21 protein-coding genes are annotated in these 20,932 nt (G+C 61.8%); 10 read left to right on the forward strand and 11 right to left on the reverse strand.

The annotated features are described in order from the left end of the window. The first annotated feature begins 3 nt into the window (after positions 1 to 3). The 3 genes from CEW89_RS18050 to CEW89_RS18060 all read left to right on the forward strand — a co-directional run bounded on the left by CEW89_RS18050 (position 4) and on the right by CEW89_RS18060 (position 1,827). A complete protein-coding gene (locus CEW89_RS18050) occupies positions 4 to 237 on the forward strand; it encodes a DUF1150 family protein (RefSeq protein WP_096806847.1) in 234 nt (77 codons plus the stop codon). A gap of 87 nt (positions 238 to 324) precedes the next feature. Continuing rightward, a complete protein-coding gene (locus CEW89_RS18055) occupies positions 325 to 1,197 on the forward strand; it encodes a hypothetical protein (protein WP_096806848.1) in 873 nt (290 codons plus the stop codon). Between the two features lie 147 nt (positions 1,198 to 1,344). Next, entirely contained in the window at positions 1,345 to 1,827 is a 483-nt protein-coding gene (locus CEW89_RS18060; RefSeq protein ID WP_096806849.1) for a cytochrome b, read from the forward strand. 70 nt (positions 1,828 to 1,897) lie between these two features. Here the strand turns inward: CEW89_RS18060 and CEW89_RS18065 are convergent, their stop codons facing one another. The 3 genes from CEW89_RS18065 to trxB form a co-directional block, all read right to left on the reverse strand. Then, positions 1,898 to 3,610 carry a bifunctional sulfate adenylyltransferase/adenylylsulfate kinase gene (locus CEW89_RS18065; RefSeq protein WP_066710533.1) on the reverse strand — a complete coding sequence of 571 codons (1,713 nt, stop codon included), beginning with the start codon at positions 3,608 to 3,610 and terminating at the stop codon, positions 1,898 to 1,900. 254 nt (positions 3,611 to 3,864) lie between these two features. Then, positions 3,865 to 4,290, reverse strand: coding sequence for an RES family NAD+ phosphorylase (locus CEW89_RS18070; RefSeq protein ID WP_157779918.1), 426 nt, complete (start codon positions 4,288 to 4,290; stop codon positions 3,865 to 3,867). After that, positions 4,287 to 5,231 carry a thioredoxin-disulfide reductase gene (gene trxB, locus CEW89_RS18075; RefSeq protein WP_096807295.1) on the reverse strand — a complete coding sequence of 315 codons (945 nt, stop codon included), beginning with the start codon at positions 5,229 to 5,231 and terminating at the stop codon, positions 4,287 to 4,289. The genes CEW89_RS18070 and trxB overlap by 4 nt, the downstream gene beginning before the upstream one ends. A 259-nt stretch (positions 5,232 to 5,490) precedes the next feature. Here trxB and CEW89_RS18080 point away from each other — a divergent pair, with 259 nt between their 5' ends. Continuing rightward, positions 5,491 to 5,991: an Lrp/AsnC family transcriptional regulator gene (locus tag CEW89_RS18080; protein WP_066710359.1), complete on the forward strand. Its 501-nt coding sequence runs from the start codon at positions 5,491 to 5,493 to the stop codon at positions 5,989 to 5,991. Between the two features lie 94 nt (positions 5,992 to 6,085). On the opposite strand, the gene CEW89_RS18085 is transcribed toward CEW89_RS18080, so the two are convergent. From CEW89_RS18085 to lgt, 5 genes are all read right to left on the reverse strand, one after another. Continuing rightward, a complete protein-coding gene (locus CEW89_RS18085) occupies positions 6,086 to 6,952 on the reverse strand; it encodes a Hint domain-containing protein (RefSeq protein WP_096806851.1) in 867 nt (288 codons plus the stop codon). A 211-nt stretch (positions 6,953 to 7,163) separates the two neighbouring features. Then, positions 7,164 to 7,304, reverse strand: a complete 141-nt coding sequence (locus CEW89_RS21115) for a hypothetical protein (RefSeq protein ID WP_198403455.1) — start codon at positions 7,302 to 7,304, stop codon at positions 7,164 to 7,166. A gap of 317 nt (positions 7,305 to 7,621) precedes the next feature. Continuing rightward, positions 7,622 to 8,380 (reverse strand): peptidoglycan editing factor PgeF, encoded by a 759-nt coding sequence (pgeF, locus tag CEW89_RS18090; protein ID WP_096806852.1) that lies wholly within the window; start codon positions 8,378 to 8,380, stop codon positions 7,622 to 7,624. After that, positions 8,377 to 9,444, reverse strand: coding sequence for a class I SAM-dependent methyltransferase (locus tag CEW89_RS18095; protein ID WP_096806853.1), 1,068 nt, complete (start codon positions 9,442 to 9,444; stop codon positions 8,377 to 8,379). Before CEW89_RS18095 ends, pgeF begins: the two co-directional genes overlap by 4 nt. Next, positions 9,441 to 10,310: a prolipoprotein diacylglyceryl transferase gene (gene lgt / locus CEW89_RS18100; protein ID WP_198403567.1), complete on the reverse strand. Its 870-nt coding sequence runs from the start codon at positions 10,308 to 10,310 to the stop codon at positions 9,441 to 9,443. Before lgt ends, CEW89_RS18095 begins: the two co-directional genes overlap by 4 nt. A gap of 117 nt (positions 10,311 to 10,427) precedes the next feature. On the opposite strand from lgt, the gene CEW89_RS18105 reads away from it, so the two are divergent. The 4 genes from CEW89_RS18105 to CEW89_RS18120 all read left to right on the forward strand — a co-directional run bounded on the left by CEW89_RS18105 (position 10,428) and on the right by CEW89_RS18120 (position 12,741). Next, entirely contained in the window at positions 10,428 to 10,676 is a 249-nt protein-coding gene (locus CEW89_RS18105) for an accessory factor UbiK family protein (protein ID WP_066710370.1), read from the forward strand. A 302-nt stretch (positions 10,677 to 10,978) separates the two neighbouring features. Continuing rightward, the gene (locus CEW89_RS18110) at positions 10,979 to 11,479 is read left to right on the forward strand and encodes a type III secretion system chaperone family protein (protein WP_066710373.1); all 501 of its coding nucleotides are present in this window, start codon (positions 10,979 to 10,981) and stop codon (positions 11,477 to 11,479) included. A gap of 117 nt (positions 11,480 to 11,596) precedes the next feature. After that, positions 11,597 to 12,403 carry a pyrroline-5-carboxylate reductase gene (gene proC / locus CEW89_RS18115; protein WP_066710376.1) on the forward strand — a complete coding sequence of 269 codons (807 nt, stop codon included), beginning with the start codon at positions 11,597 to 11,599 and terminating at the stop codon, positions 12,401 to 12,403. Next, positions 12,400 to 12,741 carry a tRNA-binding protein gene (locus CEW89_RS18120; RefSeq protein WP_066710379.1) on the forward strand — a complete coding sequence of 114 codons (342 nt, stop codon included), beginning with the start codon at positions 12,400 to 12,402 and terminating at the stop codon, positions 12,739 to 12,741. The genes proC and CEW89_RS18120 overlap by 4 nt, the downstream gene beginning before the upstream one ends. 168 nt (positions 12,742 to 12,909) lie before the next feature. Here the strand turns inward: CEW89_RS18120 and CEW89_RS18125 are convergent, their stop codons facing one another. Beyond that, the gene (locus CEW89_RS18125) at positions 12,910 to 13,491 is read right to left on the reverse strand and encodes a thymidine kinase (RefSeq protein WP_096806855.1); all 582 of its coding nucleotides are present in this window, start codon (positions 13,489 to 13,491) and stop codon (positions 12,910 to 12,912) included. 385 nt (positions 13,492 to 13,876) lie between these two features. Here CEW89_RS18125 and CEW89_RS18130 point away from each other — a divergent pair, with 385 nt between their 5' ends. Then, complete coding sequence (locus tag CEW89_RS18130) at positions 13,877 to 14,335, forward strand: hypothetical protein (protein ID WP_066710385.1); 459 nt, start codon at positions 13,877 to 13,879, stop codon at positions 14,333 to 14,335. A gap of 53 nt (positions 14,336 to 14,388) precedes the next feature. On the opposite strand, the gene CEW89_RS18135 is transcribed toward CEW89_RS18130, so the two are convergent. Further along, a complete protein-coding gene (locus CEW89_RS18135; RefSeq protein ID WP_096806856.1) occupies positions 14,389 to 15,696 on the reverse strand; it encodes a DEAD/DEAH box helicase in 1,308 nt (435 codons plus the stop codon). A gap of 353 nt (positions 15,697 to 16,049) precedes the next feature. Beyond that, a complete protein-coding gene (gene carB, locus CEW89_RS18140; protein WP_096806857.1) occupies positions 16,050 to 19,409 on the reverse strand; it encodes a carbamoyl-phosphate synthase large subunit in 3,360 nt (1,119 codons plus the stop codon). A gap of 288 nt (positions 19,410 to 19,697) precedes the next feature. On the opposite strand from carB, the gene CEW89_RS18145 reads away from it, so the two are divergent. Then, the gene (locus CEW89_RS18145) at positions 19,698 to 20,831 is read left to right on the forward strand and encodes a phosphatase PAP2 family protein (protein WP_096806858.1); all 1,134 of its coding nucleotides are present in this window, start codon (positions 19,698 to 19,700) and stop codon (positions 20,829 to 20,831) included. Positions 20,832 to 20,932: the final 101 nt, after the last annotated feature.

The following is a 20,932-nucleotide window of genomic DNA, read 5'->3' on the forward strand; positions in this document are numbered from 1 at the left end:
GCCATGAACACGCGCTATCCGCATCTGCCCTTTGAGGGGGGCGAGGAAAAAATCGTCTATGTCCGTCCGGTTGCCGTGGCTGATCTGCCCGAAGAGGTGCAGGCACAGGCCGGGGGGCTCGACCATATCTATTCGGTGAACGGTGCCGATGGCACGCGTCTGGCGCTGGTCGCCAATCGCCATCTCGCCTTCGTGCTCGCGCGAGAGCACGATTTCGCGCCGGTGAATGTGCACTGAGGACGCGGCCCGGCCCTCCCTCTTGCAAAGCCGGGGGGGCTGGCCTACCGAAGGGCAAGAGAAGTTTTGCTCCCCGGAAAGGTCATTATGAAAGATTTCATTGTGTCGCTGACCGCGATCCCGCCGCGGTTCAACGAACTCATGCCGACGCTGTTGTCTCTGAAGGCGCAGAAACACGTCAACATCCGCGAGATTCGTCTCGATCTGCCGAAGAGCTATCGTCGTTTCCCGTTCGATCCGGCGACCGATCTGCCCGACCTGCCGGACTGGGTGACGCTTCACCTGCACGATCAGGACTACGGGCCGGCGACAAAGATTCTGCCTGCGGCGCAGGACTATTCCGGACAGGACGTGTTCCTGTTTTTCTGTGACGACGATCAGCGGTACGAACCGGAGCTGCTTTTCAAGCTCGGCACCGCCGCCGAGGCCCATCCGAACGATGTGATCGCCAACATGGGCTACAACCTCAACGAGAGGCTGGCCAATCCCTGTTACGATTTTCCACGCAGCTTTCAGCCGCGGGCAAAACGCCGGTGCAAGGACTGGCGCTATCGTCTCTGGCGGCTGCGCACGGGGATGCGCAAGAAATTCGCCTTCCTCGGGACGCCTGGCTACATCGACATTGCCGAAGGCTTTGGTGGGGTTCTGGTCCGGCCGTCGTTTTTCACGCCGGACATGTATGACATTCCCGAGATCCTCTGGACGGTGGACGATCCCTGGCTGTCGGGACATTTCACGAAAAACGGTCATGGCATCTGGCGCCCGGCGGACACGCTGCGGTTCGGTCACAACCGGGGCGCGGAGGCGCTTGCGGATTTCGTCTACCAGGGGCATGGGCGCGCAGAGGCCGACACCGCCTGTATCGAATACTTCCGGCGCGAATACGGGCTCTGGGGGGGCGATGACCCCGCGACCCGTTTCGATCGCGACCTGACGCAGCCGCGCCATTGGCAGGGCTGAGCTCGTTTGTGCCTTTCGCGGCTAAACCCGGGTTATAGACCGGTTTATTTCCCGCGAAAGGCATTTGCCCAGGGCCTGAAGAGGGCCTAGCTTCGGCGCATCGACCGGGGGGCGATCCCCGGGAGGCAAGCCAGAAAGCGAGCGAGTATGAAAATTTCCCAATCTTACAGCGGGCTGCAAAAGATCCTGCACTGGGCGGTGGTGCTGACCTTCGCCTTCAACTACGTGGTGTCCGATGGCATGGGGCGGGCGCTGCGCACCTTCACCGAGACCGGGGTGAACGACAGCACGACCGCGAAGCTGCATGTCATCGTCGGGGTGACGACGCTTGTGCTGATGATCCTCCGGCTCGTGGTCCGTCTGATCCAGGGCGCGCCAGCCCTGCCGCCCGCGCCGCACCCGCTGATGGAAAAGGCCGCCCACGGGGTGCATTTTCTGCTTTATGCGGCCATGATCGCGACGCCTGCCGCAGGCGGCGCGGCCTGGTTTCTCGGCATCCATGACGCGGGGGACGTCCATGAGGTGCTCGTGAATCTGACGATTCTGTTGATCGTCGCCCATGTCGCGGCGGCGCTCTATCACCAGTTCATTCTCAAGGACAATCTTCTGAAACGCATGGCCCCTCACTGAAAGCCGGACCCATGTGTGAAAAGCCCCGACCGATGGCCGGGGCTTTTTTATGTCTGATGGAACCGCCGGATCAGTGCGCGGCGATCAGCCCCATGGATTCGAGTTTGAGAATGACCTGGTGGGCGCAGTTGTCCACGTCATGGCCTTCGGTCTCGACCCGAAGCTCCGGGGATGCAGGCACTTCGTAAGGGTCTGAGATGCCGGTGAATTCCTTGATCTTGCCTTCGCGCGCGAGCTTGTAGAGCCCCTTGCGGTCGCGGCGTTCGCATTCCTCGATGGAGGTGGCGACGTGCACTTCGACGAAGGCGCCAAAGGATTCGACATCCTCGCGCACCGCACGGCGGGTGGTGGCATAGGGCGCAATCGGCGCGCAGATGGCGATGCCGCCGTTCTTGGTGATCTCGGAAGCCACATAGCCGATGCGGCGGATGTTGAGATCGCGGTGCTCTTTCGAAAAGCCCAGTTCGGAGGACAGGTTTTTGCGCACGATGTCGCCATCGAGAAGAGTCACCGGGCGACCGCCCATCTCCATCAGTTTCACCATGAGCGCGTTGGCGATGGTGGATTTGCCGGAGCCGGAGAAGCCGGTGAAGAACACGGTGAAGCCCTGTTTCGAGCGCGGCGGCTTGGTCTTGCGCAGCTCGTTCACCACTTCGGGGAAGGAGAACCACTCGGGGATCTCGAGACCTTCCTGAAGGCGGCGGCGCAGCTCGGTGCCGGAGATGTTGAGGATGGTCACGTCATCCTTGTCGGCGATCTCGTCGGCAGGTTCGTACTGGGCGCGCTCCTGCACATAGACCATGTGTTTGAAGTCGACCATTTCGATGCCCATCTCATCCGCGTGTTTCGCGAAGAGTTCCTGTGCATCGTAGGGGCCGTAGAAATCCTCGCCCGCAGAGTTCTTGCCCGGACCGGCGTGGTCGCGCCCGACGATCAGATGGGTGCAGCCGTAGTTCTTGCGGATCAGGCCGTGCCACACGGCCTCACGCGGACCAGCCATCCGCATGGCGAGCGGCAGGAGCGACATGGTGGTCGTCGACTGCGGGTATTTGTCGAGCACGGCCTCATAGCAGCGCACGCGGGTGAAGTGGTCCACATCGCCGGGTTTGGTCATGCCTACGACCGGATGGATCAGCAGGTTGGCCTGCGCTTCCTTGGCGGCGCGGAAGGTCAGTTCTTGGTGCGCGCGGTGCAGAGGGTTGCGGGTCTGGAAGGCCACGACACGACGCCAGCCCAGCTTGCGGAAATAGGCGCGCAGCTCGTTGGGGGTGTCGCGACGGGCGCGGAAATCGTAATGCACCGGTTGCTGGATGCCGACGACTGGACCGCCGAGGTAGATCTTGCCGGCACTGTTGTGCAGGTAGTTGACGGCCGGGTGCGCCAGATCGTCGGCGCCAAAGACCATCTCGGCCTCTTTCGACTTGTTCGGCTCCCAGCGGTCGGTGACCGTCATGGTGCCGAGGATCACGCCCTCCTGATCACGCAGGGCAATGTCCTGTCCCAGTTCGAGCCTGGCGGCGAAATCCTCGGAGACATCGAGCGTGATCGGCATCGGCCAGAGCGTGCCGTCGGCAAGCCGCATGTTCTCGACAACGCCGTTGTAATCCGCTTCGGAAAGGAACCCTTTGAGCGGGTTGAACCCGCCGTTCATGAGCAGTTCGAGGTCGCAGATCTGACGCGGGGAGAGGTCCCAGCTCACCAGATCGGCGGCTTCGACTTTGAGCTTTTGGGCGCTGTCGTAGGAGACATAGAGCTCGGGGATCGGGGCGAGGTTCTGCGGCATGTTTGGGGCCTTCTTGCGCTGGACGGTACGAACGAAATTGGCCCGCACAAACATGACGCCGCAGGCTCCGGGGAGCCATACTCCCTTGCGGGTCGGCAAATCAATAGAGCCGGTTCAAGAAACGGAAAATGAGGCTTCAAGGCCTCATTTTCCGTATTTTATGGAACAAATGTCCCGGTAATGTCGCTGTTCCGCGATCAATGTTTCCGGGGTCTTGGGATTGGTTCTTTTCGCACGAGAGGACATGGATGTTGTCAGGTGGAAAGGCGACGTATCGCCCGGATCACCTGCGGGGTGAAAAGGACGCAATGGGTCAGTTCTGGGCGCGAGCGCGAGGAATAGAGCATGGCCTCTGCGCCTTTCATGCGGGCTTGGTCCGAGAACCGCCATGTTGGCGCAGGCTCCCCACGGGCACGAATATTCTGCCAGATGACGGAAAGCGCGGGGTTGCCGCTGTGGTCCGAGAGCTGCGTGAGGGCAATCTCCAGCGCCCAAAGATCGCGTTCGACCCCGTCGGTCGCATAGCGTGCAATGGCGACGCGGGTGCCTTCCGGGGTGAGGGAGGTGTAGATCGCGGGTTGCCCGTTATGATGAAACCGCCCCTCTGGAGAGGTGACGGGTCGTTCCGGGTTTTGCCCCGGAACGACCAGACGATAGACGGTGAGCAGAGTGCTATTCACTCCTGTGCGGCGAGCCAGTGTTCGGCGTCGAGCGCGGCCATGCAGCCCATGCCTGCCGAGGTCACGGCCTGGCGGTATTTGTGATCGGTCAGGTCGCCCGCAGCGAAAATGCCGGGGATGGAGGTTTCCGTCGAGCCCGGTTTGACCGAGACATAGCCGCCGTTGTGCAGCTCAAGCTTGTCTTTCACCAACTCGTTGGCGGGGGCGTGGCCGATGGCGATGAACACGCCCTTGGCCGGAATGTCGGTGATCTCGCCGGTCTTGACGTTGCGCGCCTTGACACCGTTCACGCCCTTCATCGGGGCCTCATCGCCGTAAACCTCGACCAGTTCATTGTCCCAGAGCGGCACGATCTTTTCGTTCTTCATGAGACGGTCGATCAGGATCTTTTCGGCGCGCAGGCTGTCGCGGCGGTGGATCAGCGTCACTTTCGAGGCAAAGTTGGTCAGGAACAGCGCTTCTTCCACGGCGGTGTTGCCGCCGCCGACCACCACGATCTCCATATTGCGATAGAAGAACCCGTCACAGGTCGCACAGGCGGAAACGCCATAGCCCTTGAACGCCTCTTCGGTCGGCAGGTTCAGCCATTTGGCGCGCGCACCGGTGGCGAGGATCACCGCATCTGCCGTATAGACCGTGCCGCTGTCACCCTTGGCCACGAACGGGCGGCTGTCGGTGTCGAGCTCGACGATCAGGTCGGAGATGATCTCCGTGCCCATCGCGCGGGCGTGCTCTTCCATTTTCACCATGAGTTCCGGGCCCTGCACTTCGCTGTAGCCCGGGAAGTTCTCGACTTCGGTGGTGGTGGTGAGCTGACCGCCCGGCTCCATCCCCTGCACGAGGATCGGCGAAAGCATCGCCCGCGCGGCATAGATGCCCGCAGTATAGCCGGCCGGACCGGAGCCAATGATCAGAACTTTCGTGTGTTTCGTGTCCGCCATGTCGGGACCCCATTTTTGCGTGTTGTCTTTGCTGTTGGCTTCGATATAGACACCGCGACGCGGCGTGGCAAACCCTGTGCGACGCACAGCCGCGGTGAAAAAATGGGCAATCGAAGGCGGAATGCCCGTTTGCCGCACATGACGCAGGCGAAATCCTCTTGAAACTTTCTTGCCATAATGAGAAAGAATATTGCGCGTAAACGCCTGTTTGCGCACATCTATGGAATTAATGGCCTTTTATGGCCAAGGCGGAAGACAGATGCCCTCACATAAACTCGACGAGATCGACCGGAAAATTCTTGCGGAGCTTCAGGCCGACGGGCGGATGACCAACGTCGAACTGGCCCGCCGGGTGGGGATTTCCGCACCGCCCTGTCTGCGCCGGGTCCGCACGCTCGAGGAAAGCGGGTTCATCAGGGGCTATCACGCCGTCGTCGACACGCGGGCGCTGAATTTCGAAGTGCAGGTGTTCGCCATGGTGGGCCTGCAAAGCCAGGCGGAGAGCGACCTTTCGAAATTCGAGGCGAAATGCCGCGAGTGGCCGCTGGTGCGCGAATGCCACATGCTCAACGGCGAAGTGGATTTCATCCTGAAATGCGTCGCCCCCGATCTTTCGACCTTCCAGAGCTTTCTGACCGGAGAACTGCTGTCGACCGAGAATGTCGCCTCGGTCAAGACCTCGCTGGTGATCCGCTGTGCCAAGGACGAGCCGGGCGTGCCTTTCGACGTGCTCGAAGCGCGGCTGGCCCAGAACGCCTGATCTGTCGACATTTGCATGAAAAAAAACGGCCCGCCTTCTGGCTGGGCCGCTTTTCGTGGAGGCCGGTCGGAGGGAAGGCCGGCCGTGGAAAGGTTTAGCGGAACATCAGGTCCAGAAGATCGCCGGGGGTGAGCCGCGGATGGGCTAGTGCGCCGAAATCACCCAAGTTGTCGAGATGCGGAAACAGCGCCATGAAGCGCGCCCGCAGATCGCCCTGCAACTGGCCGGAGGCAGAGGGGCCGGGGTGATAGCTTTCGAGATCGACGCCGTTGACCCGGATCAGGCTGTGACGCCCGAGCGCGAGGTGATAGCTGCGCACGGCGGAGATCGGCGTGACCTCGATCACCGAGACCCCGTCGACCATGCCGGTGATCGGGGCCAGCGCTCTCGATGTGCCCAGCCAGGATTTCAGTGCCTCCGCCTGCAAGAGATAGCTCGCGCCTCCCCCCAGCACGAGATCCGGTGCCGGACGGTCGAGCCCGAATGTGTCGGCGGTGATGCGATAGAGACGCTCGGCGCGGGCCTCGGGCGACCGTGTGCCGCGTGTGTCGAGTGTCATCGACCCGATCCAGTCCACCCGCTGCACGCCGTTGTCGAGCGTCACCACCTCATCGCCGGGCAGCAGGTCCTCGATCGCCACGGGCCCTGCGACGGTCGGGATCAGAGCCCCGCGTGCGAATGCATTGAACGCGGCCTCGAATACCGGGAGTGCCGGGGCGGTGTGTGGCGTTTCGCAGATCTCGCCAGTCGGCGCGCGCCAGAGAAGATCGTAGCGACGCAGGGCCTGCGCCTGATGCTCCATAGGACGGGCGCGACGTACGGTCCAGGCGGTTTTCGGCTGCGCCGTTGTCAGGCCGGAGCCGGGCATCTGATCCAGATCATGGGGCAGCGATTGCGGAAGGGCACGGCGCTCGGCGCTCAGGTGCGATCCGGCCAGAGAGCCAGACAGGGGCTGCGACATCGGAAACCTCTTACTGTGTCGGCCCCCACCGATACCAGTTCCTATACGATCTCAGATTTCCGCCAGGATTGTCAAAAATTTTAGCTAATTACAGTTAACGGCGGAACCAGTCGCCCGGTCCGCCGTCGCTTTGTTTCTTTGTATTGGGGCAATGATGTGCCTATCGCGCCAGGCAGGCGCTTCAAGGTGCGAATCGTCGCCGTGATCGGGTTCAGGCCGAGCGGCGCAGCACCGGTTTGTCAGCCTTCTTCGCGATGAAGGCGGTGCGGCGCGTGCCGCGCGCCCAAGGCATCTCGACCTCGGCCTTCTTGGCTTCGGCAATCATCGACTTCATCCAGCGACGGTTTTTCATTTTTGGCTCTCTCGTGACCTGCGCCGCAGGGGACAGTCCTGGGGGCTGTCGCGGCGTCTGTTTCGGTGTTGAGAACAATATGCCGGGGCGATTCGGCGAAAATGGGGCGGGTCGAGGAGAAAGTTTTCGGAAACCCGATGCGATATGGCGCATTGGGGGCGCTCGGGTTTGGGGTGCATTAACCTTAAGAAAATTAAGGTTAATTCCAGATTCCATGCAGCGATGGCGGCGGCTTGCGCGGGGTGTTTCGGGCAAAATTGGGGCGGGGAAGGGCCCTATTCCTGCCCCAAAGACTTCGGGGGCAGGGTAAATTCGGCTCAGAGCCGGATGAGCGAGATGAGTCGTCCGTAATCGGCTTCCTTGCGATGCACCGAGCGGCGGTAGGAATAGAACCGCTCCGGATCGGAATAGGTGCAATGTCGGGTCCATTCGGCATGGCCGACACCGGCTTCGCGCAGCCGATGCAACCCATAGGCCGGGAGGTCGAAGAGGTAACGATCGCCCTCGCCATTGGCGAAGAAGCGGGCGTTTTCAGGGGTGTCCGCGAGGAAGTCCTCGAAGAACTCGGGGCCGACTTCATAGGCGCGTTGCGAAATCGTCGGGCCGATGACGGCGGAAATATTGCCGCGAGTGGCGCCGAGCGCCTCCATCGCGTCGAGCGTCTCTTCGAGCACGCCCGCGATTGCGCCCTTCCACCCGGCATGGGCCGCGCCGATCACGCCGGCCTCACGGTCGGCGAACAAAACCGGCTGGCAATCGGCGGTGAGAATCACCAGCGCCAGTCCCGGCCGGTCGGTGACCAGCGCATCCACCTTGGGGGCAGTGCCGTCCTGCGGCCCGTCGATGCGGGCGACATCCGGGGAGTGCACCTGATGCGCCGCGCAAAGCGCTTCGGGCCCGAGCCCGAGCGCCTGTGCCGCGCGGCTGCGGTTGATTTTGACGATATCGGCCTGATCGGTCGATCCGAGGCCGCAGTTGAGCCCCTCGAACACGCCGGACGAGGCGCCGCCCTTGCGGGTGAAAAAGCCGTGGCGGATGCCATCGAGCGCGTCGGAGGTGATGATGTCGAGTGTCATGCGTCGAATCCGGGGGGCAGAAAATCGGGGGCGGGCGCAAGTGCCAGCGCTTTGAAGAGGGTTCCCATTTCCGAGGGCGAGGTCAACCGGTCAAATGCACTCTCGTGGCTCTTGAGGGCGGTCCCGCTCAGATTTCGCGCAAGCGCCTCGGCTCGGGCCGCGATGCCGAGGTGGGCCAGAAGCGCGCCTTGCGGGAGCATTTGTGAGGCGGCGACACCTGCGCTGCGGGCGGCAAGGCTCAGGGCTTCGAAATCCACATGGGCGGTCAGATCGGCGTGACCGGGGTGGGCGAGCGGATCGACACTCTTATGGGCTTCGAGCGCCTGAAACGTATCGCCGAGACTGCGCCAGTCGCCGTAGTCGATGAAGATCGCCGCGCCGCCTTGCTTGAGATGCGTGGCGATCTCCGTGACGATGGGCGCGGCGGCGGGGCAAAGCTCGACCACATCACCGTCTGTTGTGTCGCTGAGGCGATGGGCGAGAGCGGCGAGGGGCGCGGGGGCGGCGAGACCGAGGGTCAGAGTGCCGTCTTGCAGCCCGACCTGCGTTTCTGCCCAACCGTCTCCCTTGCGGGTGAATTGCCGGATGGGAAGCGCGTCGAAAAACTCGTTGGCGATGAGCCAGAGCGGCGCGTCGGGCAGATCGGACACCTGATCGCACCATGTGACATCATAGTCTGACAGACGATCCTTTTGAGCGGCGCGCAGGGTGGGGGAGGCCTCGATCAGATGCACCTGCGCGGCCGTATGGAACCCCGGAACGCCGCGCGTGGCGCGCAGGATATCGGCCATCAGCGTGCCGCGTCCGGGACCAATTTCGGCCAGCGTAAAGCGTACGGGCGCGCCCTGATCGAGCCAGCTTTGCGCAAGGCATAGCCCCAGAAGCTCGCCGAACATCTGGCTGATTTCCGGCGCGGTGGTGAAATCGCCTGCCGCCCCCAGAGGGTCGCGCGTGGTGTAATAGCCATGCTCCGGGTGAAGCAGGCACTCCGCCATATACTCCGCAAGCGAGATCGGCCCCGTCTGGGCGATGCGGCGCATCAGAATATCCGTGAGCGCGGTCATGAGCGTTTGGCGCGGAGTATGAAGAACAGCCCGATCAGCATCATCGGCAGGGACAGGAGTTGCCCCATCTGCATGCCGAGGAGGACCGTACCATTGGGATTGGCGGCGGTGACGAATTGCGCATCGGGTTGGCGGAAGACCTCAACGATGAAGCGCGAGATGCCGTAGCCTGCGAAGAACAGCCCCATGATCAGGCCCGGTCGTTTGAAGGCTTTCGTGCCCCAGACGAGTGCAAGGATCAGCGCGCCGAGGATCAGCCCCTCCATCCCCGCCTCGTAGAGTTGCGAGGGATGGCGGGCACAGAGCGGGCCGACATTGGCGCAGGCCTGTGCCGTCTCTCCGGGGAAGATCACCGCCCAGGGACCGTCCCAGGGCTTGCCCCAAATCTCTGCGTTGACGAAATTTGCGATCCGTCCGAGCAAAAGCCCCGGCGGGGTCGCCATGGCCAGAAGATCGCCCAGTGACAGAAGCGGTTTCTTGTGTTTCTCGCCCCAAAGCAGGGCCGCGATGATGACTCCGAGAAAGCCGCCGTGAAACGCCATGCCGCCCTGCCATACCATCGGGATTTCAATCGGATGGGAAAGGTAATAGCCGGGTTTGTAGAATAGCACATAGCCAAGACGCCCGCCGAGGATGACGCCGAGGATCAGCCAGGTCAGCAGGTCTTCGAACTCGGGTTTGGTCAGGGGGGGCGTGTCGGCGGCCCAGAGCCGCGTGGCCTTGAGGGCGCGCAGGATGAGAAACCAGCCGATCAGGAAGCCGCCGATATAGGCGAGCGCATACCAGTGCAGCGCGAAATGCACCGGCCCGAGATTGATCTCGAACAGGATCGGGGAGAGATCGGGGAAATTCAGAACGGCAGGCAGGCGTGTCAACATGAGCGCAACTGTCGCCACGGCGGGGCGGAAGTCAACCTTGTGATTTGCGCCCCGTCGCCCCATATAGGTCACAAGACATCACGAATGTGCCGGACGGAGCCAGACATGCAGACCCGCAACAAGATTCTCGACGATTTTTCCCAACTCATGACCAATGCCATGGGCGTGGCGCAGGGCGCGAAGGACGAGGCAGAGACCGCGCTCAAAAGCGTCATGGACCGCTGGCTGGCGGATCGCGATTTCGTCACCCGCGAGGAATTCGAAGCGGTTCGCGCCATGGCCCAAAAGGCCCGCGAGGAAAACGAAGAGCTGAAAAAGCGCCTCGACGCGCTGGAAGCTGTGAAAAACGCCTGATCCGATTGCCTCACGTTTCCTGACTGCGAAAGCCTCCCGTTTGGGGGGCTTTTTTCTGTCCACAGGGGGCTTTAGAGGGCTGGGGAAAAATTAAGCAACTTGTGGATGACCCCGGAATGCTGGGGATAACACAAATATTTCGCTTTACAGATTCGTCGCTTTCATCACACCATATCTGGTAAGGGGAGGTGAAATCCCACCGATCCTTAGAGCAGGCACCAAGTCTTAGTGGCCGCCGCTGTGATGTCGCGCAAGGGGGGATGTCGCACAGCCACGGGACGCAGACCAGAAGAGGCCCGTGAATGTCGCTTATTGAGCAGAGCTTTTCCACCGAAATTCACCCGATCGACCTGTGCGAGCACCTGTGCGAGTACAATGACTGGGAATTCGACCGTGTCGCCGAAGATCAGATCGCCATGGCGGTCGAGGGCCAGTGGCGCACCTATTCCATCACGCTGGCGTGGTCGGAATATGATGAAACGCTGCGCCTTATCTGTACTTTCGAGATGGAGCCGCCCGAGGAGAAGCTGCCGCAAATCTTCGACGTGCTGAACCGCGCTAACGATCAGATATGGACCGGGGCTTTTACCTATTGGCACGAACAGCGCCTGATGGTTTATCGCTACGGTCTCGTGCTCTCGGGCGGCCAGATCGCCAGCCCCGAACAGGTCGACCGTCTGATCGGCGCGGCTGTGGGCGCCGCCGAACGCTTCTACCCGGCCTTCCAGCTTGTGGCCTGGTCGGATCGCTCGCCCGAGGACGCCATGGATGTGGCGATCCGCGAGGCTTACGGGCGCGCATAAGCGGCATAAGCACCCGCGCGAAATCGCACCGCTTGCCCGCGTTGCGCTCGGGCTTACGATTGATAGAGTGCCCCCTGATGCCCTCAGGGGGCTTTCTTATGACAGACGGAGTGGATCATGGAAAATGTGAAAGCGCGTGGATTGGTGCTTTTGGGCTGCGGCAAGATGGGCTCGGCCATGCTCAAGGGCTGGTTGGCCGGAGGTTTGCCGCCGGGCTCCGTCACCGTTCTCGATCCGCATCCTTCCGATTGGCTGCGCTCGACCAGTGTGCATCTCAACACCGACCTGCCGAAAGACCCGGCCATCGTTCTGGTGGCGGTCAAGCCGCAGATGATGGGGGATGCCCTGCCGAAGCTTCAGGCATTGGGAAATGGTACGACGCTGTTTCTGTCGGTGGCGGCGGGAATCACGCTTGCGACCTATGAAACCGTGCTGGGGGCCGACACGCCTGTCGTGCGCGCCATGCCAAACACGCCGGCGGCCGTGGGGCGCGGCATCACCGCGATCATCGGCAACGCTAAAGCCGGGGCTGCGGATCTCGATCTCGCTGAGGCGCTTTTGAGCGCGGTGGGACAGGTGGTGCGGCTAGAGGGCGAGGCCCAGATGGATGCGGTGACCGCCGTCTCCGGCTCCGGCCCAGCCTATGTGTTCCATCTGATCGAAGCACTGGCCGCCGCCGGGGTCGAGCAAGGGCTGTCGCCGGAGCTTGCGATGCAACTGGCCAAGGCCACTGTCGGCGGTTCGGGACAACTGGCCGAGGAGTCGGACGAAGACCCGGCCCAGCTTCGGGTCAATGTAACCTCTCCGGGTGGTACGACGGCTGCGGCGCTGGCGGTGTTGATGGATGAGGAAACGGGCTTCCCGGCGCTGCTTTCCAAGGCGGTCAAGGCGGCGGCAGATCGGTCGAAGGAGCTGGCGGGATGAGCGATCTCATAGATTTCGACGACTTTATGAAGGTCGATGTCCGGGTGGGGACGATCGTTCGTGCCGAACCCTATCCAGAGGCCCGCAAGCCCGCGATCAAGCTCTGGATCGACTTCGGCCCGGAGATCGGCGAAAAGAAATCCTCCGCCCAGATCACTGTGCATTACGCGCCTGAGACGCTTGTCGGGCAACAGGTGATGGCGGTCGTGAACTTTCCGCCGCGTCAGATCGGGCGGTTCATGTCCGAGGTGCTGGTGCTCGGGTTCCCGGATGAAAACGGCGCGGTGGTTTTGGCGCGTACGGATCTGGCCGTGCCGAATGGCGGGCGCTTGCACTGATCCTAAGAACGGGGCGGATTGATCCGCCCTTTTTTCGTTCGATTGACGGTTTGATCCGTGATCAGATGATCCTTAACGCCCTGTCACAAACGGACGCGCAAAGCTTAACGCGCTGTCACAGTCCACGCCCGCCCCTGTCATAGTCTTTAAAAAACGGTAAACGCGGCCTCAGACGTCGCCCATGGCCTCGCGCCAGTGTTTGCGACAGAGCGAGACATAGCGTTCGTTGCCGCCGATCTCGACCTGCGCGCCCTCGGTCAAAACCATCCCGCTTTCCGACATGCGCACCACCATCGTCGCTTTCTTGCCGCAATGACAGATCGTGCGCACCTCGCGCATTTCATCGGCCAGTGCCAGAAGGGCTGCCGAGCCGGGAAACAGATTGCCCTGAAAATCGACGCGCAGCCCGTAACACATGATCGGCACGCGCAGATCGTCCACCACGCGGGCCAGTTGCCAGACCTGATCTTTCGAGAGGAACTGCGCTTCGTCGATGAAGATGCAGGCCACCTCACTCTCAGCCAACCTACGTTCGATTTTGGCGAACAGATCCTCCCCCTCCTCGAACGTGTCGGCCTCGGTGCCGATGCCGATGCGGCTGCCGATCCGGCCTTCGCCCGCGCGTTTGTCGAATTTCGCGGTGATGAGATAGGTATCCATCCCGCGTTCGCGATAGTTGTAGGAGGCCTGAAGCAGCAGGGTCGATTTGCCCGCGTTCATCGTCGAATATTGAAAGTAGAGCTTTGCCATGACGCTCATCTGCCAGATCGGGGGGAGGGGGATCAAGCGGTGTTGCGTCGTGGGGCGGGAAAACCGACGGAGAATCTGAACTCTGCGGGGTCGGTTCGCGAAAACGCGCACGGGTGGAAACCGGAAAAAAGTGAATACTCATTACCAGAAACCGGCTGACGCCCGTAAGGGCTAGGGGATGAGGGAGCCGGAAACGTGCACCTGAGACCCAGACTTCCTTCCCTGAAACGGCTTCCACCCGGCCCGGTGCAGTGCACCGGATACTCGTTCATCTCCTGCGACGGCAGGTACGCTCTTGTATGTCATGCGAAAATCGGGAATTTAATGGGAAATGGTAAAGCGAATTCCCCATCCGGGGATGCGCTGAGGTTTAGGGGCACAGGGTATGGATGCAGCCGGAACGTATTTGAAGAAACACACCGAGGCTTTGGTCAAGGATGTGGGTTTGGAGGCGGCCTGTGCGCTGACCGGCAAGTCGAAAGCGACGCTCGGGCGCTATTATTCGACGGCCGACGAGCATTCCGACCGGTTCATGCCCGTGGATGCGGTGTCCCAGCTCGAGGCGGCGGCGGGCTATCCGCATGTGACCTCGGCACTGGCCGAGCTCAAGGGGATTGCACTGTCCTATGACGCGGCCCGCAATGAGCATCCGAAACAGGGTGGGGTGAACGCGGATGTGGTTGCGCTGTCGCAGCGGTTTGCCATGTTGATGGCGGAATATACCGATGCGATCGAGGATGGCATCATCACCATCAACGAGGCGAAACGGCTGTTGCGCGAGACGCTTGAGTTGCAACAGGTGCTGATCAACATGAAGCTGCATCTGGAACAGGAAGCGACCTGATACCAAGGGGCTGGAATGTATGAAGGCGGCTCCGGGAGCCGCCTTTTTTCGTCTTAGCCGCGAGACCGTCTGCGCTGCGGGCGACCGCCTCCGGGACGTCCTGCCCCTTTGGGGGCGCCGGGTTTGCCGCCTGCCGGTTTGCCGCCGCCGGAGTTCGCACCACGCGGACCGCCACCGCCCCCGCGGCGTCCCTGCGGCTTGGGCTTCGGCTGGGCCTTCTGGTCGTCGGCAGCCCATGAGGCCTTGGTCGCCACGGGAATGCGAATCTTCATCACTTTCTCGATGGCGCGAAAATCGTCCAGCTCGGTCGGCGAACAGAAGGCCACGGCTTTGCCGTCGCGGCCCGCACGCGCCGTCCGGCCGATGCGGTGCACGAAGTTTTCCGGCACATTCGGCAGCTCGTAGTTATAGACGTGACGCACCGCTGGGATGTCGATCCCGCGCGCGGCCACATCGGTCGCGACCAGCACCTTGAGCTTGCCGGATTTTGCCGCCGCCAGAGTGCGCTCGCGCTGGCCCTGCGATTTGTTGCCGTGAATCGCACCGGCTTCGAAACCATCGCGCACGAGGTTCTTCGCCATCCGCTCCGCCCCGTGTTTGGTGCGGGAAAACACCAGCGCCAGCTCGTCGGAGTGGTTACAGAGCAGTTCTTTCAACAGCTCGTATTTCTCCGGCTGCGGAATGAAATGCACTTCCTGGTCGATCTTGTCGGCGGCCTTGCCCGGAGGCGACACTTCGATGCGGATCGGAGAGGTCAGGTAGCTCTGGGCGATCTCGTTCATCTCTTTCGACATGGTGGCGGAGAACAGCATGGTCTGCCGCTCTTGGGCCAGCATCGGCACGAGTTTGCGCAGGGCATGGATGAAGCCCATGTCGAGCATCTGGTCGGCCTCGTCCAGGACAAGGAAGGTGGTTTCGTCGAGACGCACGGCCTTGCGGTCGATCAGGTCCATCAGACGACCCGGCGTGGCGACAAGAATGTCGGTGCCGCGATCCAGACGGTTGATCTGGGCGTTGATCGACACGCCGCCCACGACGCGGTTGAGCTTGAGATGCGAGCCCTTGATGAACGGAAACAGCCCGTCGGCGATCTGGTTGACCAGCTCGCGGGTCGGGGCGAGAATGAGCGCGCGCACGGTCTTGGGCGCGGGTTTCGAGCCATCGGAAAACGCCATGTGCAAAAGCGGCAGGCCAAAGGCGAGCGTCTTGCCCGTCCCGGTCTGCGCAAGGCCCATGACGTCGCGGCCGTTCATCACTTCGGGAATGGCGCGGGCCTGAATGGGGGTCGGGGTCTCGATGCCGATCTCTTTCAACACATCGAGCAGCTTCGGCTTGAGGCCGAGCATGGAAAAATCAGTCATATCTGTCCTTTGGTGGGAAACCCACACGCTAGACGCACCCGCTTTTGCGGGCACTTGGTTGGTCGCGGAAAAGGTCTCCGGAGCGTGCCATATGCCCACCCCGTCTTTCCGCCGGACCCCTTGCGTGAATGTGGGAACCTGTGGGCGGGTTGCGCCCGATCTCCGCCCCCTGTGGCGCCTGCCTGAAACGGCCTGTGCGCGGCTGCTCACGCGGCAGCATGGGGAGACGGTTGGATGCCAAATGGGGGAGAGCGGGGAAGAAGTCAAGGGATTTGCTGCATTCGCAAAAGAGACAGGCCCCGACTGAGCGGGGCCTGTCGCAATAGCTGTCTCAATTCAGGAGAGGTAAAACCTCACACGTCCTGCAAGCTCAACACCTCGATCTCGCCTTCGAGCCGCGCCTTGATCGCCATGGCGGCGGCGTGAGAGGCGGCGGCGGTGGTGAAATACGGGATCTTGTCGTAGAGCGCGACGGAGCGGATTTCGCGCGAGTCTTCCAGCGCCTGATTGCCTTCCGTCGTGTTCAGAACCAGCGCGATCTCGCCGTCCTTCATCATGTCGACGATATTCGGGCGGCCCTCATAGACCTTGTTGACAACCTTGCTTTCGACGCCGTTTTCCTTGAGGAACTTTGCGGTGCCACGGGTTGCGATGATCTCGAAACCCAGATCCGAGAGGGTCTTGATCGCCTCGACCATCTTCGGCTTCTTGTCGTAGTTCTTCACCGAAACGAACACCTTGCCGGAGCTGGGCAGGTTGGTGCCTGCCCCCATCTGCGCCTTGAGGAAGGCGCGGGCAAAGCTCTTGTCGGCGCCCATGACTTCGCCCGTGGAGCGCATTTCCGGGCCGAGGATCGTATCGACGCCGGGGAAACGCGCGAAGGGCAGCACGGCCTCTTTCACCGCATAGCGCCCGGTGCTCGCCGGATCGACCAGTTCGAACGTGTCGAGCTTTTCGCCCGCCATCAACCGTGCGGCGATGGAGGCGATCGGGCTGTTCACCGCTTTCGCGACAAACGGCACGGTGCGGGAGGCACGCGGGTTGACCTCAATGAGGAAGATCACATCGTCTTTGACCGCATATTGCACGTTCATCAGGCCGACCACGTTGAGCGCCAGCGCCAGAGCTTCGGTCTGACGTTTCAGCTCCTCAATGATCTCGGGCTTGAGCGAGTAGGGCGGCAGGGAGCAGGCGCTGTCGCCGGAGTGGACGCCCGCTTCCTCGATGTGCTGCATGATGCCTGCGACATGGACTTTCTCGCCGTCGCAGAGCGCATCGACGTCGATCTCGGTCGCGCCCGAGAGGTAGCTGTCGAGCAAGACCGGGCTGTCGCCGGAGACGACCACAGCGTCGCGGATGTAGCGTTTCAGGCCTTCCATGTCGCGCACGATCTCCATCGCGCGGCCGCCCAGCACGTAGGACGGGCGGATCACCAGCGGAAAGCCGATGTCGGAAGCGATTTCAATGGCCTCGTCGTCGGAATGCGCGATGCCGTTGTGCGGCTGTTTGAGATCGAGACGGTTCACGAGGTCCTGGAACCGCTCGCGGTCTTCGGCAAGGTCGATGGCGTCCGGCGTGGTGCCGAGGATCGGAATGCCTTCGGCTTCGAGCGCATTGGCGAGTTTCAGCGGTGTCTGGCCGCCGAACTGCACGATCACACCATGAAGCGTGCCCTTGTCCTGCTCGACGCGCAGGATTTCCATCACATGCTCGAAGGTCAGCGGCTCGAAATAGAGGCGATCAGAGGTGTCGTAATCGGTCGAAACCGTCTCCGGGTTGCAGTTCACCATGATTGTCTCGTAACCCTGTTCGGTCAGCGAGAAACAGGCGTGACAGCAGCAATAATCGAACTCGATCCCTTGGCCGATCCGGTTCGGACCACCACCCAGAATGACGACTTTCTTGCGGTCCGAGGGGCGCGCTTCGCATTCCACCTCGCCCATCATCGGCATTTCATAGGTGGAGTACATGTAGGGCGTCTGCGCCTCGAACTCGGCAGCGCAAGTGTCGATGCGTTTGAACACGGCGGTGACGCCGAGGTTGTGGCGCGCACGGCGCACATTGGCCTCGTCGCGACCCGTCAGTTTCGCCAGACGCGCATCGGTGAAACCGAGCATCTTGAGCTTGCGCAGACCCTCTTCGGTGACCGGCAGGCCGTCTTTCTTGATCTCGCATTCGGCGACCATGATTTCGCGGATGCGGGCCAGGAACCACGGATCGAAACTGTTGATCTCGTTGATCTCTTCGTCGGTAAAACCAAACCGCATGGCCTGCGCGATGACCCGCAGACGATCCGGCGTTGCCTTGGCCAGCTCGCGGGTCACGGTCTTGTCGATCATCTGCTGCGCGCTTTCGTCGGCGCCCAGAAGGATGCGCGGCAGGCTGTCTTCCGCACCGTCAGCCTCGACGATCTGTGCGGCTTTCGGCATGTCCGGCAGTTCGATTTCGTCGAAGCCGGTGAGACCCGATTCCATCGAGGCCAGCGCTTTCTGCATCGATTCGTGGAAGGTCCGGCCAATCGCCATCGCTTCGCCCACGGATTTCATCGCCGTGGTCAGCTCCGGTTTCGCGCCGGGGAATTTCTCGAAGGCGAATTTGGGGATCTTGGTGACGACATAGTCGATGGTCGGCTCAAAGGAGGCGGGCGTCACCTTGGTGATGTCGTTGTCCAGCTCGTCGAGCGTGTAGCCGACGGCGAGTTTCGCGGCGATCTTGGCGATCGGGAAACCGGTGGCTTTCGAGGCAAGAGCGGAGGAGCGCGACACGCGCGGGTTCATTTCGATCACGACCATCCGACCATCGGCGGGGTTCACCGCCCATTGCACGTTGGAGCCGCCGGTTTCCACACCGATCTCACGCAGCACGTTGATCGAATGGGTCCGCATGATCTGGTATTCTTTGTCGGTCAGCGTCAGGGCCGGGGCGACGGTCACAGAGTCGCCGGTGTGCACGCCCATCGGATCGACGTTCTCGATGGAACAGACGATGATGGCGTTGTCCGCCTTGTCGCGCACTACCTCCATCTCGTATTCCTTCCAACCCAGAAGGCTCTCGTCGACGAGGATCTGGGCGACCGGCGAGGCTTCGAGCCCGGAGCGACAGATTTTCTCGTAATCGTCGCGGTTGTAGGCCACGCCACCGCCGGTGCCGCCGAGGGTAAAGGCAGGACGGATGATCGCGGGAAGACCGATGTGCTCGAGCGCTTCCATGGCGATCTTCATCCCGGCGGCAATGTCATAACGCCCGTCTTCGCGTTTCGGTGCGGCGACGATGTCGGCCTTCGGGTTCTCGATGCCGAGACGGTCCATCGCCTCGCGGAACAGTTTGCGGTCTTCGGCCATCTCGATGGCCTCGCGTTTGGCACCGATCAGCTCGACGTTGAACTTGTCGAGCACGCCCATGTCGGCCAGAGCCAGAGAGGTGTTCAACCCGGTTTGCCCGCCCATCGTGGGCAGGAGCGCGTCGGGGCGTTCTTTCTCGATGATCTTGGCGACAACCTCGGGGGTGATCGGTTCGATATAGGTAGCATCCGCCATGTCCGGATCGGTCATGATCGTCGCCGGGTTGGAGTTCACCAGGATGACCCGGTAGCCCTCTTCGCGCAGCGCTTTACAGGCTTGCGCGCCGGAGTAGTCAAACTCACAGGCCTGCCCGATGATGATCGGCCCCGCACCAATGATCATGATGGAGGAAATATCGGTTCTCTTCGGCATGGCGGACCCCGGCAATATGTTGAGCAGCACTTCGCGCGCACCTCATAGCAGGGCACGCGCAAATTGTCGTGGGTTATAGTCATGGAGCGATTGGGCGCAAGGGTGGAAAGCCGGCTTTGGGGCATGTTTCTTGAAAAAAGCGATAGCCCGGGATCGGCGGCTTTTTGAGACGGGATCGCCGTCGGCCCGTGTCTCTCAATTGTCCCCAATCGGCCCGATTGGGGCCGTATTTGTCCCGTTGAATTGGACGGAATTCAGAGAGGAAAATGTGTTTTAAAGGTGTTTTATATGTCGATAGCCGATATGCCGCAGCATGCGACTTCAGGACAGTTTTTCAAATCCATTTGGCGCAGGGCAAGCGCTCCGGATGCCGTTCTGGGGGCGGGGACCTTGATCTATCTGGTGATCGGCAGCCTGTTTCTGATTCATACAGGGCAGAATCCCCTCGTCGTCCTGACGGCCGTCACCCAGGCGTTCAGTTTCGCCGCGAAACTTGCGGGGCATGTTCTGCCTGTCTGGCTCCTCGTGTCGGGTGTTGCGATCGTTGCTTTCCTTCGTCCCGTGCGGCGCCATCTCACATCGCGTTGGGTGCCGAGTATGGCCGCGGTGGTTTATTGCTCGGTGTTCACCTGCATGTTCAGCAGCGTAAAGGTCAACATGCCCGAGGTGATGCCGTTCTGGGCCGATGACGTGTTGACCCGCCTCGATGTCGCGCTGCATTTCGGCCATACGCCGCATGATTTGCTCGGGGCGCTTTCCGGTCTCGACACCACAGGGCTTGCGACGTTTTATCTCAATTCCTGGATTCTTCCGGCGACCTTCTTTCCCGTGCTCCTTGTGGCTTGCGACCCAGATCCGCAGCGTCGGCGCCAGTTCATTTTGCTCTGGATGGCGGCCTGGGTGCTGATTGGCAACGTCGCCGCCGTGGCTTTCCTGTCCTATGGCCCCATTTTCGCGGATCTTTTTCCGGGAGGGCTCGAGGAGGCGCATGCCGGCGCACTGGCGCTTGTCGAGCGGGAGGACGCGGGGCGCCTTCTGGCGGTCAAGACGCGTCTCTGGGCGGCCTATTCCGGTGAAGCCGGTGTCGTGGGGTCCGGGATTTCCGCCTTTCCCTCGGTCCATATCTCCATGGCGACGGTCTTCGGTCTCTACATTTATCGTCTCGGGCGCGATCTGTCCCGCCGGTTGTTGTCCGCCCCCGTGGCGCGGAGCCTGCCGATCCTGAGCGCCGTGCTCGGGGCGGTTTGCGTCCTGATCTACGGCGTGCTCTCGGTGTATCTCGGCTGGCATTATGCCGTGGATGGATACGCCTCTGTCCTGATCATGGTCGGGCTCTACCGCGTCATGGTGACGGCGAGAGGTCCGGTCGCGGACAAATGGTCTGCATCGGGCCGTGTGGCTGTCGCGGCCCCGATGCGCTGAGTTTTGTACGCTTCGGGCAGTTCGGACCGCGTGAAAGGCCGCGAACCCTTGACTTTCCCTGCTTGTACGAGTGTATCAGCCCAAGCGCCTTTTAAAGGCAT

This window comes from Celeribacter ethanolicus, assembly GCF_002407265.1.
GTDB lineage: Bacteria > Pseudomonadota > Alphaproteobacteria > Rhodobacterales > Rhodobacteraceae > Celeribacter > Celeribacter ethanolicus.

Bases quoted from the DNA above. Each gene is read 5' to 3' on its own strand.
- CEW89_RS18050 (WP_096806847.1), top strand. From the start codon at position 4: ATGAACACGCGCTATCCGCATCTGCCCTTTGAGGGGGGCGAGGAAAAA.
- CEW89_RS18055 (WP_096806848.1), top strand. From the start codon at position 325: ATGAAAGATTTCATTGTGTCGCTGACCGCGATCCCGCCGCGGTTCAAC.
- CEW89_RS18060 (WP_096806849.1), top strand. From the start codon at position 1,345: ATGAAAATTTCCCAATCTTACAGCGGGCTGCAAAAGATCCTGCACTGG.
- CEW89_RS18065 (WP_066710533.1), bottom strand. From the start codon at position 3,610: ATGCCGCAGAACCTCGCCCCGATCCCCGAGCTCTATGTCTCCTACGAC.
- trxB (WP_096807295.1), bottom strand. From the start codon at position 5,231: ATGGCGGACACGAAACACACGAAAGTTCTGATCATTGGCTCCGGTCCG.
- CEW89_RS18080 (WP_066710359.1), top strand. From the start codon at position 5,491: ATGCCCTCACATAAACTCGACGAGATCGACCGGAAAATTCTTGCGGAG.
- CEW89_RS18085 (WP_096806851.1), bottom strand. From the start codon at position 6,952: ATGTCGCAGCCCCTGTCTGGCTCTCTGGCCGGATCGCACCTGAGCGCC.
- CEW89_RS21115 (WP_198403455.1), bottom strand. From the start codon at position 7,304: ATGAAAAACCGTCGCTGGATGAAGTCGATGATTGCCGAAGCCAAGAAG.
- pgeF (WP_096806852.1), bottom strand. From the start codon at position 8,380: ATGACACTCGACATCATCACCTCCGACGCGCTCGATGGCATCCGCCAC.
- CEW89_RS18095 (WP_096806853.1), bottom strand. From the start codon at position 9,444: ATGACCGCGCTCACGGATATTCTGATGCGCCGCATCGCCCAGACGGGG.
- CEW89_RS18105 (WP_066710370.1), top strand. From the start codon at position 10,428: ATGCAGACCCGCAACAAGATTCTCGACGATTTTTCCCAACTCATGACC.
- CEW89_RS18110 (WP_066710373.1), top strand. From the start codon at position 10,979: ATGTCGCTTATTGAGCAGAGCTTTTCCACCGAAATTCACCCGATCGAC.
- proC (WP_066710376.1), top strand. From the start codon at position 11,597: ATGGAAAATGTGAAAGCGCGTGGATTGGTGCTTTTGGGCTGCGGCAAG.
- CEW89_RS18120 (WP_066710379.1), top strand. From the start codon at position 12,400: ATGAGCGATCTCATAGATTTCGACGACTTTATGAAGGTCGATGTCCGG.
- CEW89_RS18125 (WP_096806855.1), bottom strand. From the start codon at position 13,491: ATGGCAAAGCTCTACTTTCAATATTCGACGATGAACGCGGGCAAATCG.
- CEW89_RS18130 (WP_066710385.1), top strand. From the start codon at position 13,877: ATGGATGCAGCCGGAACGTATTTGAAGAAACACACCGAGGCTTTGGTC.
- CEW89_RS18135 (WP_096806856.1), bottom strand. From the start codon at position 15,696: ATGACTGATTTTTCCATGCTCGGCCTCAAGCCGAAGCTGCTCGATGTG.
- carB (WP_096806857.1), bottom strand. From the start codon at position 19,409: ATGCCGAAGAGAACCGATATTTCCTCCATCATGATCATTGGTGCGGGG.
- CEW89_RS18145 (WP_096806858.1), top strand. From the start codon at position 19,698: ATGTCGATAGCCGATATGCCGCAGCATGCGACTTCAGGACAGTTTTTC.